Source organism: Okeania sp. SIO2F5, from assembly GCF_010692685.1.
GTDB classification, from domain to species: Bacteria; Cyanobacteriota; Cyanobacteriia; order Cyanobacteriales; family Microcoleaceae; genus Okeania; species Okeania hirsuta.
In genome coordinates, this window is sequence record NZ_JAAHGU010000149.1 from 1 (window position 1) to 16,883 (window position 16,883).

Sequence of the window (16,883 nt, forward strand, 5' to 3'; positions counted from 1 at the left end):
GGGAAGTCAATGTGTAGGAGAAAACAAGTACTTATGGTTAGCATCTTTGCGTGAAGAAGTAGGTGCATGGGAACAGATGCTGTGTAGTTTAGGAAAATTGTATGTACAGGGGGTGGATATAGATTGGTTAGGGTTTGAGGGAGATGATCGACGAAATAAAGTAGTGTTGCCCACTTATCCTTTTCAAAGACAAAGTTATTGGATAGAAAGTCTGGAAATTTCAAAACCTATAGTTATTGACTATTACGATGAACTGATTAATTTTGAAAAGGAAGATGAAGAAATAATTTTAAATTATGCTCCTTTGCCACAAATTATTCCTGGTTTCTCTTGGCTTATAGAAATATCAGAAAAAAAACATGATAATCTTCTTAAAATTGCTCAACAAGAAATAAGAAGAATAGCTTATGAAAAAATAGACTTTAATTGTTGTAAAAAAGTTCTTGATTTTGGTTGTGGCCATGGCACAGATTTGATCGATTTGGCGAAGAATCACGAAAATATGAAGCTTTGTGGTTACACAATATCAAAGGAGCAAGTTGAGCTAGCACATAAAAAAATAAATAGACTGAATTTGCAAGATAGAGTACAAATTTTTAATCGTAATAGTTCACATGATGAATTTCCAGATAATTACGATATGATTTATGGTTTTGAAGTAGCTTGTCATGTCAAAAATAAAGAGGGATTATTTACTAATATTGGTAATCATCTAAATCAAGATGGTCATTTAGTTTTATCCGATTTTATCTCTAGTGGCTCTTTTTCTATTGACTATGATGCTCACTCTTCTTATTTAATTCCCAAAAAGGAATGGCTTAATTTGCTATCAAACAATAATCTTCAGATTGTAGATTATGTAGATATTAGTCAGGAAATTGCCAATGGGTTATACGATCCGAACTTTGAAAATAATCTAGAATATGTATGTAAAAAATTTAATTTCAGCGAAAATACTAAAGTAGGTTTTAAATCCTATGATAATTTGTACAAGATGCTTCGTAGGGGGCTAGTAAGCTATGTAATTTTGAGTGCAAAAAAACAAAATAACTTGCCAGTAAATGAAATTTATCAGTGGAATCAAGAAAAACTCAATGCACCACTATATTATTCTGATGTCTCATTACAGCAACTTTTTTATGGAGTGGAATGGCAAAATCAAATCCCTAAAGACAAATATTTAATTAAAAAAAGTATCCCAGCTACAGAAAAAGGAACTTGGTTGATCTTTAGCGATCTGGGTGGTGTTGGCCTACAACTGAGAAAAATAATAGAAGAAAGTGGCGATCGCTGCGTTATGATTTTCCCTGGTAAAACTTACAAAAAGCAAGGGAAGGAAAGCTGGGAAATTAACCCATCTAAACAAGATGATTTTGAGTTTTTATGCCAAGAAATAGTAGCAACTAACTCAGATTCTTGGAAAGGAATAGTTCATTTGTGGAGCTTAGAGTCTTGCCCATCTGTGGAACTGACGACCTCTAGTTTGGAGCAAGCACAAAGATTAGGTTGTGGCAGTGTGCTACATTTAACACAAGTTTTGGTAAAAAACTTTAAATCTATTTCGCCTCAACTGTGGCTAATTACTAGAGGATCTCAACCTGTAATATCCCAAACAAAAGAATTAGCAGTTGCTCAAACTCCGCTCTGGGGACTAGGGAAAGTAATTTCTCTAGAATATCCTCAATTATGGGGAGGGTTAATAGACTTAGATCCGAAAATATCTGAAAATCAAGCAGAAATGCTCTGGCAAAATATAACAGGTACTCAACAAGAAGCACAGATCGCCTTTCGTTCAGGAAAAACCTATGCAGCTCGTTTAGTCAAAAAATTACTGCCAAAATTCCAACCAGTTTCATTTGATGTTGAAGGAACTTATTTAATTACTGGAGGACTAGGTAGTTTAGGTTTACAAGCAGCACAATGGTTAGTCTCTCAGCAAGCTAAGTATTTAGTTTTAATGAGTAGAAGTAAACCAAATGAATTAGTACAAGCAACTATTTCTAAATTAGAAGAACGAGGAACAAAAATAATCGTAGCTGAAGCAGATGTATCTAAGAAGGAAGACTTAGTGAGAGTTATGGAACAGATGAAAAAGTCCATGCCTCCTCTTAAAGGGGTGATTCATGCTGCTGGAGTTGCAAAAGTTCAACCTTTTGAGGAAATAAAACTCAATCATTTAGAAGCAATACTTCGTCCCAAGGTAATAGGGGGATGGTTACTGCATCAGCTAACTCAAGATCAAGAAATAGACTTTTTTGTCAATTTCTCTTCTATCGCAGCAGTTTGGGGTTCAGTCGATCAAGCTCATTATGCTGCTGCTAACCATTTTTTGGATGGGTTAAGCCATTATCGTCAAGCTATAGGACTACCAAGTAATAGCATTAATTGGGGACCATGGGCAGGAGGAGGAATGGCAGATACAGAAAGATTGAATTGGTTAAGCAAGATAGGTATTAAGTCTTTGGAGCCACAAAAAGGTATAGCTGCTTTGAGCAAACTGTTGGCAGCCAATCATCCTCAAACAGTAGTAGTAGATATTGATTGGGCTTTATTTAAACAATTTTATGAAGTAGGACAAAAACGGTTATTTCTAGAAAAAATAGATTCTTATTCAAAGGTAGAGCGAGTTTCGGAACAAACTTCAGAGATTATGAAAAAACTTAATGAAGCACAAAAAAACAAGCGTCAACAGGTTCTGAGTTATTATCTTCAAATTGAAATAGGTAAACTGCTAGGATTTTCTCATTCTCTACTTCCAGAATTAGACTTAGGATTATTTGACATGGGAATGAATTCCTTAAGTCTAGTTGAATTAAGAAATTTGTTGAATTCTAGCTTAACTTGTTCTATTAGTACAGCCACATTATTTGATATTTCTAATATTCAAGAACTTTCTAAATACTTAATCAAGAAACTTTTTTCAGAAGAGCAAGAATCAGAGGATAAATTTGAAAAGATTCAAAATGAGCATGTGCCAAATATAGGTGATTTGGAATGCAAAGAAAAATCAAAAGAAAAAATTAATGATGAAATTGCTGCAGAATTAGAAAAAATTCAAACTTTAATACAGGATTAAAAATAAAATGTCTGAAATAACTCAAAAAAATTTTTCATCTGAACAGTTGCTTCAAGTTTTGAAGGAAATGCGAATTAAGCTTGAAGCTGCAAATCAGACAAAAACAGAACCAATTGCTATCGTTGGCATGAGTTGCCGATTTCCAGGTGGGGCTGATAACTTATCTGCATATTGGCAGTTATTACGGAATGGTACAGATGCCATAACCAAAGTACCATTTCAACGATGGGATGCTGATGCTGATATATACTACGATCAAAATCCAGAAATTGGTGGAAAAGCCTACACAAAAGAAGGAGGATTTCTGGAGCAAGTTGACCAGTTTGACCCTGATTTTTTTGGTATTTCTCCTCGGGAAGCAGTTAGTTTAGACCCTCAGCAAAGAATGCTTTTAGAGGTTTCATGGGAGGCACTAGAAAATTATGGACAAACATGGGCTAACTTGAGACAAAGTAAAACAGGCGTGTTTATGGGTCTTTGTACAGATGACTATGCCCAACTAAATATGCAAAATCAAGATAATGGGGATGCTTACTCAACTTTAGGTGTATGTCGAAGTATGGGTACAGGACGTATTGCTCATTTACTTGGTTTACAAGGACCTAACATTCAGTTAGACACAGCTTGTTCAAGCTCTCTTGTTGCAATTCATCTAGCTTGCCAGAGCCTTCGTTTATGTGAAAGCAATTTAGCATTAGCAGGTGGTGTAAATCTTCTTTTATCACCCAGAGGTACAATTAGTCGTTGCCGACTGAAAGCACTATCTCCTGATGGTCGTTGTAAAACTTTTGATGCTTCTGCCAACGGTTATGGGCAAGGAGAAGGTTGTGGTGTTGTTGTCTTGAAGCGTTTGTCCGATGCCATTAATGATGGTGATTTAGTGTTAGCAATAATTAGAGGTTCAGCAATAAACCATAATGGACCTAGTAATGGTTTGACAGTCCCTAGTAGAATAGCTCAGAAAAAAGTAATTGAAGAAGCTTTGGCAAACGCAAAATTAGAACCTCATCAGGTAAGTTATGTTGAAGCTCATGGGAGTGGAACTTCTTTAGGAGATCCAATAGAAATAGAAGCTTTAGATACTGTATATGGTAAAGAACGTCCTGTTGATAAGCCATTATTAGTAGGTTCGGTAAAAACTAATTTTGGGCATTTAGAGGCAGCAGCAGGTATATCATCTTTGATAAAAGTGGTTTTAGCACTTCAACATCAAGAAATCCCGCCTCATTTACACTTTAATCAACCAAATCCTCACATTGCTTGGGATGAATTAGCTATAAAAATTCCTGTCTCATTAGTACCTTGGTCTTGTGAAGGAAAACCCAGAATAGCTGGGATTAGTTCTTTTGGAATGAGTGGCACTAATGTTCATTTAATTCTAGAAGAAGCACCAAGAGAATTTACAATTGAGAAAATTCATTCCCATCATAGTTCTTTTAAGCGTCCTTCAAATTTATTAACATTATCAGCTAAGACCGAAGTTGCTCTGACAGAGTTAATCATTCGCTATCAACATCATCTAGAAACTCATCCTGAACAAGACTTAGCAGATATTTGTTTTACAGCTAATACTGGGCGAGTACACTTTAACCATCGTCTAGCTATTATCGCCTCTGAAAAACAAGAATTAGCAGATAAATTAGCACAAATTAGTGTAGCAGAAGAATCATTAGATGTATTTTCTGGAAAACTCTCTAGTAATTGTCAATCACCAAAAAAAGCTTTCCTATTTACAGGACAGGGCTCCCAATATCTGAATATGGGAAGAGAGTTATATCAAACTCAGCCACTATTTCGCCAAACCGTTGACCAATGCTCCCAGCTCTTGCAACCATATTTAGAACATCCCCTACTTTCTGTAATTTATCCAGATACACAAACAACAGAAAACATTGATTTAATCGACCAAACCGCCTACACTCAACCAGCCTTATTTGCCATAGAATACGCCTTAGCTAAACTCTGGCAATCATGGGGAATAGAACCAGATATACTCATGGGACATAGCGTGGGAGAATATGTAGCAGCAACTGTCGCCGGAGTCTTTAGTTTAGAAGATGGCTTAAAACTAATTGCTCACAGAGGTAGGTTAATGCAGCAGTTACCCGCTGGAGGTAAGATGTTATCAGTAATGGCATCAGAACAGAAAATCAATCAAATAATTGCCCCCTACAAAGACAAAATAGCAATAGCAGCAATCAATGGAGCAGAAAGTATAGTAATTTCAGGTGTAGCAGAAGTAGTTGGCACAATCAAAGAAAGATTAGAAGCAGAAGGAATCAAGACTAAACAACTACAAGTATCTCATGCCTTCCATTCACCATTAATGGAACCAATATTAGCAGAATTTGAAGGGATAGCTTCAGAAGTTACCTACAATCAACCGAAGATACCACTGGTATCGAATCTCACAGGAACCATAGCAGATGAGAATATTGCCACAGCAAATTATTGGGTAAATCATATTCGTCAAAGTGTGAAATTTGCCCAAAGTATGAAAACCTTACATCAAGAAGGTTATTCTATCTTCTTAGAAATCGGACCGAAACCCACTTTGTTAGGCATGGTCAGGCAGTGTTTGCCAGAAGATGTAGGAGTTTGGTTACCATCCCTAAGACCAAATCAACCAGACTGGCAGCAAATGCTACAAAGTTTGGCGGAACTATATGTACAAGGAGTGGATATAGATTGGTTAAGGTTTGATCAAGATTATTCACGAAACAAAGTGATGTTGCCTACTTATCCATTCCAACGACAACGTTATTGGATAGAAAAAAGCAAAAATGGAAATCAAAGCTCATTGACAGAAAATAGTAATACCACGATCGTTAACCTACTGAGTCAGGGAAAAATAGATACTTTAGCCCAAGAACTAGAAAAAGTTGGCAATCTTTCCCAAGGTGAAATAGATTTATTACCTAAACTGCTAGACTTACTATCTAAACAGCATCAACAACAACTAGAAACAGTCAGCATCAAAGATTGGTTTTATCAAGTCGAATGGAGAAAAACAGCTATTTTCAGTCAGCTACAGTCTCCAGATTATCTACCAACACCTCCAGAAGTTGAAAAACAATTAACTTCTACTCTGAAAGAATTAGTAACTGGGTTAGATAACGATCGCTCAGAGCAAATCCAAACTTGCTTAGAAGAGTTAAGTATAGACTATATAGTGCAAGCATTACAGGAAATGAGTTGGCCTTATGAACCAACGGATAGTTTTTCGATTGATTCTGCAGCTTCTCGTCTAGGTATAGTCAAGAGTCAGCGACAACTATTTAACAGGATGTTGCAAATTCTGGCATCTGTGGGAATTGTGCAGTCAACTCAACAGCAATGGCAGGTATTACAAACTTTGGAGAAAGTTGACCCTAGTGAAAAAAGCCAGAAGTTGCTGAGTCAGTATCCCGATGAAGAAGCTGCATTAATACTGCTTCATCGTTGTGCATCACAACTGAGCGGGGTATTGCGAGGTGCAGTCGATCCAGTGCAATTAGTGTTTCCTGAAGGAGACCTAACTACAGCTACTAGACTTTATCAAGAGTCACCAGCAGCGAAAGTGATGAACACCATAGTGGAAAAAGCGATCGCCAAAGCAATAGAGAAATTACCACAACACCGTGGGCTAAGAATATTGGAAATTGGAGCTGGAACAGGAGGTACAACCAGCTATATTCTACCTCATTTGCCACCTACGCAAACGGAATATGTATTCAGCGATCTGGGAACGCTGTTCACTACTAAAGCGAAACAGAAGTTCCAAGAATATCCATTTGTACAGTATCAAACTTTGGATATAGAAGTAGAACCAGTAAACCAAGGATTTGAACCTCACCAGTATGATGTGGTTATAGCTGCTAATGTCCTTCATGCTACTGCCAATATCAAGCAAACATTATCCCATGTGAAAAAACTCTTGATGCCAGGAGGAATGTTGTTATTGTTGGAAGGAACAACTCCCCAGAAGTGGATAGATTTAATCTTCGGATTATTAGAAGGATGGTGGAAATTCCAAGATTATGAGTTACGACCAGACTATCCTCTGTTGTCCCGAAGCAAATGGAAGCAAGTGCTTAGTGAAACTGGTTTTACTCAACAAGTAGTAGCACTACCAGATATTGAGGGAATGGCAGAATGTTTGTCTCGGCAGTCAGTAATTGTTGCGGAAGCTGACGAAACAACAGTGGAAGTCAAATCACGGACACCTAAGAATTGGTTGATACTAGCAGATACTCAGGGAGTAGCGCAACAGTTAGCTAATCAAATGCGCTCAGTAGGAGAACAGTGTACTTTAGTATTTGTCGGAGAAAAATATCAACAACTGGCATCAGAAGAGTTTACGATTAACCCCCATAACCCAGAAGAATTCGAGGAACTGATAGCAAATGTAGCAGCAGACTCAAATTCAACATTATATGGAGTAGTGCAATGTTGGACAACAGAAGCATTTGTAGGGAAAGAAATTAGCTTTCTGGAGTTAGAAAATTTATCTCAACTGGGTTGTGGTACGACATTATCAGTTGTACAAGCTCTAGTTAAATCTAGTTTATCTCAACCACCTCGTTTATGGTTAGTGACTTCAGGAACGCAACCTGTACCGGAAAGTAATCCGGCAATTCCTGGGGTTGCACAATCTGCGGTGTGGGGAATGGGGAAAGTGATTAACTTAGAACACCCAGAATTATCCTGTATGCAAATTGATTTAGACCCAACAGAAACAATAGAGCATCAAGCATGGGAACTGTTCGATGAAATTTGGTCTGATGATAGAGAAAACCAGGTAGCATGGCGAGGAAACAGTCGTTATGTAGCTAGATTAGTGCGCAGCAGTGATCAGCAAACAGAAGTGCCTCTGAATTTCCGGGAAAACGCTTCCTACTTGATTACAGGAGGTATGGGAGGTTTGGGCTTACTGGTAGCCCGTTGGATGGTCTCCAGAGGAGCCAATAATTTAGTTTTACTGGGACGTCGTTCTCCTGACAACGCTATCCTCGAAAAATTAACTGAGTTGGAACAAGCTGGTGCCCAAGTAGTAGTGGAAAAGGCTGATGTGTCGGAATGGGATGCCATGGAGCGGGTATTTGAGAACATTAACCAATCTACCTTCCCACTAGCAGGAGTAATTCATTCAGCAGGAGTTTTATCTGATGGAACGCTACCCAACCAGAGTTGGTCAAGTTTTGAAAAAGTGATGTCTCCAAAAGTTCAGGGTGGTTGGCATTTGCATCAATTGACAAAAAATTTGCAATTAGACTTTTTTGTATTGTTTTCTTCAATGGCATCTATTTTGGGCGCACCAGGTCAGGGAAATCATTCAGCAGCCAATAGTTTTTTGGATGGTCTGGCTCATTATCGTCGAAGTATGGGATTGCCAGGATTGAGCTTGAATTTTGGGGCAGTGTCTCAAATAGGAGAAGCAGCAGAACGTGGAGCAGATGTCAGAGCGCAGCAGCAGGGTTTAGGTGCAATGACACCAGAGCATGTACTAGAGTCCCTAGAGTTAGTGATGAGTGGTTCAGATGTGGAAGTAGGGATAGCGCCCATAGATTGGTCCGCGTGGCAAGAGCGAATCAACAAATGGCCATTCCTGGCAGATTGGAAAGAAATCACCACTAGCACTACCCAAGAATCGAAATCAGATTTTCTACAGCAGTTAGAAGCAGCGACGGTATCCGAAAAACGAGAGTTGTTAGTCAGTCTGGTGAGAACTCAAGTAGCTAAGGTACTGGGTATGAGTAATGGGGAATCCATAGGCTTGGATGAAGGCTTTTTTGATTTAGGGATGGATTCATTAACATCTGTGGAATTGAGGAATAAATTGCAAACAATTTTAGAGTGTTCAATTCCCTCAACTCTAGCTTTCGACTATCCAACAATGGGAGAGCTGATAGATTACTTAGCTCAACAGCTACTAGAAAAAGCAGACGGTTCAGATACTTCAGTCACTAAACCAATAGAAAGTAATAAGAATAAAAAACAAGAAGATTCGTTTGCTAAGACAAAAGAGCTTTCAGAAGAGCAGTTAGAAGAATTAATTAACCAAAAACTCAAATCATTAATGATTAATAAATGAGGTATAAAAATAATGAAAACTTTATCAAAGAATATTGAAGAACTAACTCCTTTGCAAAGAGCATTTTTGGTAATTGAAGAATTGCAATCAAAGATAGATGCATTGGAGAAATTGCCAAAAGAACCAATAGCAATCATTGGTATTGGTTGTCGCTACCCCGGAGGAGCATCTACCCCAGAAACCTTCTGGAATCTTTTGCAACAGGGAGTAGATGCTATTACTGAAATCCCCAAGGACAGATGGAATATTGATGATTACTACGATCGAGAACCAGAGACTCCAGGTAAAATATATACCCGTTATGGTGGCTTTATCGGGCAACTACAGGAATTCGATTCTTCTTTCTTTGGTATTTCTGCTAAGGAGGCAAATTATCTCGATCCTCAACAACGTCTGCTTTTGGAGGTGGTTTGGGAGTCTTTAGAGAATGCTGCGGTGAATCCACACAAACTAGCTAAAACTCAGACAGGTGTTTTTCTTGGTATTGGAGGTAGTGATTATACTCAAATAGCTAGCTGCGATCTCGAAAAAATTAATGCTTATTTTGCTAGTGGAAATACTCAGAGTACTGCATCAGGGAGAGTTTCCTACATTTTAGGTGCGATTGGACCGAACCTAGCAGTGGATACAGCTTGTTCTTCTTCTTTAGTGAGCTTCCATCTGGCTTGTTCTAGCCTGAGGAATCAAGAGAGTGATTTAGCTCTAGCAGGAGGAGTAAATAGAATAATTGCACCATTAATCCATATTAATCATTCAAGATCTCGTATGCTTTCTGCAGATGGTCGATGCAAGACTTTTGATGCCTCTGCTGATGGATTTGTCCGCAGTGAGGGATGTGGAATAGTAGTGCTCAAGCGACTATCTGACGCAGTAGCTGATGGAGATAATATTCTGGCGATAGTTCGTGGCACTGCAATCAACCAAGATGGTCATACCAGTGGCTTAACAGTTCCTAATGGTCTGTCTCAACAAGCAGTCATCCGTAAAGCATTAAAAAACGGGGGAGTAGAGCCAGCTCACGTGAGCTATGTGGAAGCTCATGGTACGGGAACATCTTTAGGAGATCCGATTGAAGTGGGAGCTTTGGCAGCAGTATTTGGGGAAACTCACTCTCAAGAGCAACCGTTGATAATTGGTTCACTTAAGACAAATATTGGTCATACCGAAGCTGCAGCTGGAATCGCAGGTTTAATCAAAGTTGTATTGCAAATGCAACATAAACAGATTGCACCTCATCTGCATTTCAACCTACCTAGTCCTTATATTAATTGGTCAGAATTCCCGGCTCATGTGCCTACTCAGGTGATTCCTTGGCAAGTAGGAGAAAAAAGTAGAGTTGCAGGAGTCAGTTCCTTTGGCTTTAGTGGAACAAACGCCCATGTCGTATTGGAAGAAGCTCCAGCGGAAGAGAAAACAGAAGAGATATTAGAACTTCCAGTGCAACTATTAACCCTCTCAGCTAAAACAGATTCAGCTCTCACGGAATTAGTAGCTCGTTATATTAGACATCTAGAAACTCATAAAGAACAAACCCTAGCAGATATTTGTTACACAGCCCAAACTGGTAGAGCACATTTCCATCACTGCCTCGCAGTAGTAGGGACAAACAAAGAAGAACTAGCAGCCAAACTACAACAATATCAAGCAGGAAAAGAAACTGCTTTCTTATATTCCCAAGCCAACTCTCCCAGCAGCAGTACTCCCAAAATTGCCTTTCTGTTTACAGGTCAAGGGTCTCAATATATCAACATGGGAAGGAAACTCTACGACCAGGCACCAGTCTTCCGTGAAAGCATAGATCGATGTAGTGAAATCCTCAATAGTCAACTAGAAAATCCTCTATTAGAAATTCTCTACCCTCAAACAAATGTTGATAGCAAACCATCACTACTAGACCAAACAGTCTACACCCAACCAGCACTATTTGCCATTGAATACGCCCTCGCCAAACTCTGGCAATCATGGGGCATTAAACCAGATGTAGTCATGGGTCACAGTCTAGGAGAATATGTAGCAGCAACAGTAGCCGGAATCTGGAGCTTAGAAGCAGCCCTCAAGCTAGTAACAGCCAGAGCGAAATTAATACAAAAATTGCCGAAAGGTGGAGAAATGGTGTCAGTAATGGCATCAATAGACAAAGTAATAGCAACGGTCAACCCACACAAAGAAAAAGTAGGAATAGCAGCAATAAATGGACCAGCAAGTGTAGTCATATCAGGGTCTTCATTAGAAGTCAACCAGATAGTATATAAGTTAGAATCACAAGGAATCAAAACAAAAAAATTAATTGTATCCCATGCTTTCCATTCACCATTAATGGAACCCATACTAGGAGATATAGAAACACTAGTCAATCAAGTCAAAATAAATCAACCTCAAATACCAATTATATCTAACCTCACAGGTACAATAGCAGACAACAGAATCACCAGTGCCAAATATTGGGTAGACCATACACGGCAACCAGTAAAATTTGCCTCAGCAATAGAGAATTTGCACAAAAGTGGGTATGAAATCTGCCTCGAAATTGGACCGAAACCAATTTTATTAGGAATGGCACGTCAATGTTTACCAGAATCAAGAGGTGTATGGTTGCCATCATTACGCCCGGGAGTAGATGAATGGCAGTCAATGCTCTCAAGTGTAGGACAACTATATGTACAAGAAATCAAAATAGATTGGTTACAACTGGGGAATAAGTTGAGAAAAAAGAAAGTAGTCTTGCCAAATTATCCATTCCAAAGGCAACGCTATTGGATAAGTAATACTGCGAAAAAAGACAAAGGTTTAAATCAAGAAGCGAAACTACATCCTCTGGTTCATAAAAAATTACAATCTCCTTTATGCCCGCAAATCTTTTTTGAATCTTGTTTTAGTACATCATTATTACCCTTTCTTTTAGACCACCGTATTTATCAAGAAGTAGTAGTCCCAGGAGCTTGTCACATTTCTACTTTATTAACTACTGCTTCTTTTCTCTTTTCCAATCAACAATGCAAATTGGAAGATATTTTCTTTCCTCAAGCTCTAGCACTTAACGAAAAAGCAGAGAGAACCTTACAAGTTGTTTTGACTCCAGAAAAAATGGGTTATTCTTTGGAGGTTATTAGCTTTGAACCAAGTCTAAACGATCAGATAGATAGTAATTTTGCTGGAAGTGAAAGGAATGATAATTGGTCTATTCATGCTCAAGGTAAAATCCTTCCCAGCACAGAGATAAGCCCCAGTACTTCTTTAGAGAAATTTCAAACTTGCTGTACTCAACCTATTGATAACAAACAAATTTACGAAGCCCTTGCTCAGAGAAAAATTGAACTGGGAAATACATTTCGCTGGTTTAAGCAGATTTGGAAAGGAGAAGGAGAAATTTTAGGACTGCTTCAAGTTCCAGAGGTGCTTCAAGATGTCCAGGAGTATCAACTTCATCCTACTTTAATTGATTCAATTTTTCAACTATTAGGAGGAGCTATAGACGATCAATTAGATCGAGATTATGAAACTTTTGTTCCTTTTAGGATAGGAGAGTTTATTTTTTATGATGTTCCCGATAGTAATCAGGTTTGGTGTCACGCTGATTTAAAAAAGAATGAGGGAACTTCCTTGGAATCTTTTAAAGCTAATATTGAGTTGTTTACTGCATCAGGAAAAATATTAGCAAAAGTAATTGACTTTGAAGTGAGGAAAGCTAATCAAAAAGTATTACTTCAAACTCTGCAATCAGATATTAAGGATTGGCTTTATCAAATCAATTGGCAGCCTAAATCTCTAGAAATTAAACAAGAAGCTTTTTCTACAACTCATAGAAAGAAAAGACTGATATTTGTTGCCTCAGTGAGGGTAGAAGAAGAAGTGATGTTAGCTATGGAAGAACAACTGCAACAGAAGGATTGTGTATTTATCTTTCCATCATCAGGTTATCAAAAGCTAGATGAGCAACACTATCAAATTGATCCCAGTCAAGTTCAAGATTTTCAACGCCTACTGCAAGATGCTTCAAACATAGATGAGATTATTTATCTCTGGACTGTATTGCCAAGCCATGAACCTTCAAATTTAGAAAAAGTAGAGAAGGCTCAAAATTTATGTTTACAGAGCTTGCTTTATCTAGTACAGGCACTTACTGCTAGTAGTAACAACAATCTGCCATCCTTGTGGTTAGTAACTATGGGAACCCAAAATGTCCTTGAAGCGAGGGAGGTAGTACAACCAGAATTGGCCACTTTGTGGGGATTAGGAAGAGTACTTGCTCTTGAGCATCCCGAAATAGATTGTCGATTAGTTGACTTGGAGTACGGTAGTGAAGAAAATATTCATGATATCTTAAAACCCTTAATTCAGGAACTTTTATCTCCTGAGAGGGAAAACCAAATCGCTTATCGTCAAGAATTACGTTATGTATCTCGCCTAGTCAAGCAACCAAAACGCCAAGAGCAGCAGGCAAATGGGAATTTAGAGCCACAGTTGCCACAAGAAAACTCAAAGAGAATCTTTCTCGAACCAAACGCAAGTTATCTAATCGTGGGAGGATTAGGAGATTTAGGCTTAGAAACAGCTTCTTGGTTAGCAAACAATGGAGCTAAACATCTTGTTCTAGTTAGTCGTAAGCAACCGTCCTCCAATGTTAGAGAAAAAATTGAGAAATTAGAGACTACAGGAGTAGAAGTGCGAGTAGTTAATGGCGACATTTCTAAGGAAGAGGATGTTGCCAAAATAATTGAACAGTTTCAAGAGAATCATCAATTAGACAACTCTTTTTCCTCTCCAAAGTTGCCACCCCTAAAAGGAGTAATTCATGCTGCTGGAGTATTGGAAGATGGTATGGTTTCAGACCTGAATTGGAACCAATTTACCAAAGTTATGAAGCCAAAAATACAGGGTAGTTGGCATCTCCATCAACTCACTCAGCATATACCTCTCGACTTTTTTGTTTACTTTTCTTCCGCAGCATCTTTGCTAGGGAATCTAGGCCAAGCAAATTATGCTGCTGCTAATGCTTTTATGGATGCTTTAGCCCATTATCGCAGAGGAATGGGATTACCTGCATTAAGCATTAATTGGGGGCCATGGAGCCAAGAAGGAATGGCTTCTCGCCTGAACAGTCATCACCAACAGAGAATGAGATCTCAAGGTATAACTCCCCTTAATAATGAAGAAGGATTACAGGCTTTAACAGAATTATTGACTAATCAAGCTATCCAAGTAGGAGTATTTCCTATCAATTGGTCTAGATTTATTTCTCAAATGCACGATGAAGCCTTCTGGCCTTTGCTAGAAGAAATTAAGTCCCTTGTACAATTATCATCGCCAAAATCTACTTTTCTTATGGAATTAAAAGAAAAACCAATTAAGCAATGGCAAAATTTATTAGTTACTTATGTTTGTCAGCAAGTAGCTCAAGTGATGGGATTAGATAATTGGGAGCAAATTGGCTTACAACAGGGACTTTTTGACTTAGGTCTAGATTCTTTAATGGCAATGGATTTAAGGAATAGTTTGCAAAGGAACTTAGATCATGCCTTTACCTCTACTTTTATTTTCAATTACCCAACAGTGGAAAAGATTGTTAATTACATAATGAAAGAGGTTTTATTATACTCTGATGAAGTAGGAGAATCTGTTCTAGAAGTAGACAATCTAAATGAACAATTGGAGAATGTATCTAAAGATGAAATTTTAGAACTGCTTTCTGATGAACTTAGCTTGGAGGATGGGTGCAAATGAATAGTAATATTACACCTAAAATAGACGAAATTCAATTAATGAAGAAGGCGTTAATTGAATTACGTAAAACAAAAGCAAACCTGCAAACTTTACAAAATGCTCAAACTGAGCCCATAGCAATTATCGGAGTTGGATGTCGATTTCCAGGTGGGGGTGATTCTCCTGATGCTTTCTGGAAAGTTTTAGAGAATGGGGTTGATGCCGTTCAAGAAGTCCCCCATGATCGTTGGGATATTAATGCCTATTACGATTCAGATCCTGAACGCCCAGGTAAAATGTACAGTCGTTATGGCAATTTCTTGCAACAAGTTGATCGTTTCGATGCAAGTTTTTTCGGCATTTCTCCTAGAGAAGCGTCTTGGATGGATCCCCAACAAAGGCTTTTATTAGAAGTTATCTGGGAAAGTCTTGAATATTCTGGTTTATCTGCCAGTGATTTAATTGGCAGCCAAACAGGTGTATTTGTGGGAATGATGACTCAAGATTATGCCCAATTAATCCAAAATGCTGGAAAAATTGAACCTTTCTTCGCTAGCGATGCCAGTACAGCAGCAGGAAGATTAGCTTACTTTTTAGGGATACATGGACCTACCCTTACAGTCGAAACGGCTTGTTCATCCTCTTTAGTTGCTTGTCATTTAGCATGTCAAAGTTTGCGTGGTCAAGAATGTAATTTGGCTTTGGTAGGGGGAGTGAATCTTATCCTGACACCGCTAGCTAGTTTGTTAGAATCTCGGGCTCAAATGAATTCTGTTGATGGTCGTTGTAAAACCTTTGATGCATCGGCTGATGGTTATGGAAGAGGAGAAGGATGTGGAGTAGTCGTACTCAAACGTTTATCAGATGCTCGTAGAGATGGTGACAATATTTTGGCTCTAATTCGAGGTTCTGCTGTTAACCATGATGGACCTAGTAGTGGTTTAACTGTACCCTATGGACCAGCTCAAGAACAGGTGATTCGCCAAGCATTGAAAAATGCTCAGTCTGAGCCAGAATTAGTGGATTACATTGAGTGCCATGGAACAGGAACACCTTTGGGAGATCCCATAGAGGTAGAAGCATTAACAAATATTTACGGCTCTTCTCGACTTTCAGACCATCCTTTAGTTCTTGGAAGTGTGAAAACAAATATAGGTCATACTGAAGGAGCCGCAGGAATTGCTGGTTTAATTAAGGTTGTATTGAGTCTATGTCAGAAAAAGATTCCTGCTCATTTACACTTGAAAAAGCCTAATCCTAGAATTCCTTGGTCTGAAATTCCTGTAGTTGTGCCTCAAGAATCAATAGTCTGGAACTCAGAAGAAAAAAGAAGGTTAGCAGGCATTAGCTCTTTTGGTATTAGTGGAACTAATGTCCACATGATAGTAGAAGAAGGATTTTTCCCAGAAAATAGCAAAAAGCTGAAAGATGAAAAGGATAACTGGCAAGAGTCTCTCTCATATTTATTAACATTATCAGCTAAGACAGAAGTTGCTCTGACAGAGTTAGTCATTTGCTATCAACATCATCTAGAAACTCATCCTGAATTAGACTTAGCAGATATATGTTATACAGCAAATACTGGGCGAGTACACTTTGACCATCGTCTAGCTATTATTACCTCTGAAAAACAAGAATTAGCAGATAAATTAGCACAAATTCGTGCAGCAGAAGAACCATTAGGTGTATTTTATGGAAAACTCTCTAGTAATCATCAATCACCCAAAAAAGCGTTCCTATTTACAGGACAGGGTTCCCAATATCTGAATATGGGAAGAGAGTTATACCAAACTCAGCCACTATTTCGCCACACAGTTGACCAATGTTCCCAGCTCTTGCAACCCTATTTAGAACATCCCTTACTTTCCGTAATTTATCCAGATACACAAACAACACAAAACTCAGATTTAATCAACCAAACAGCCTACACTCAACCAGCCTTATTTGCCATAGAATACGCTCTGTGTCAACTATGGCAGTCATGGGGCATCAAACCAGATATACTCATGGGGCATAGCGTAGGAGAATATGTAG

The 16,883-nt window shown here is 38.4% G+C and carries 4 protein-coding genes; all 4 read left to right on the plus strand.

Going from position 1 to position 16,883, the window contains the following annotated elements; all coding sequences use genetic code 11:
* On the plus strand, positions 1-3,076 hold a 3,076-nt coding region (locus F6K27_RS28105; protein WP_287279322.1), incomplete at its 5' end, for an SDR family NAD(P)-dependent oxidoreductase.
* A gap of 7 nt (positions 3,077-3,083) precedes the next feature.
* On the plus strand, positions 3,084-9,149 hold the full coding sequence (locus F6K27_RS28110) for a type I polyketide synthase (RefSeq protein WP_287279323.1): 6,066 nt from the start codon (positions 3,084-3,086) through the stop codon (positions 9,147-9,149).
* 12 nt (positions 9,150-9,161) lie between these two features.
* A complete protein-coding gene (locus F6K27_RS28115) occupies positions 9,162-14,870 on the plus strand; it encodes a type I polyketide synthase (RefSeq protein WP_287279324.1) in 5,709 nt (1,902 codons plus the stop codon).
* A partial coding sequence (locus F6K27_RS28120) for a type I polyketide synthase (RefSeq protein WP_287279325.1) occupies positions 14,867-16,883 on the plus strand: 2,017 nt, incomplete at its 3' end. The genes F6K27_RS28115 and F6K27_RS28120, both read left to right, overlap by 4 nt.

Bases quoted from the DNA above. Each gene is read 5' to 3' on its own strand.
- F6K27_RS28115 (WP_287279324.1), top strand. From the start codon at position 9,162: ATGAAAACTTTATCAAAGAATATTGAAGAACTAACTCCTTTGCAAAGA.
- F6K27_RS28110 (WP_287279323.1), top strand. From the start codon at position 3,084: ATGTCTGAAATAACTCAAAAAAATTTTTCATCTGAACAGTTGCTTCAA.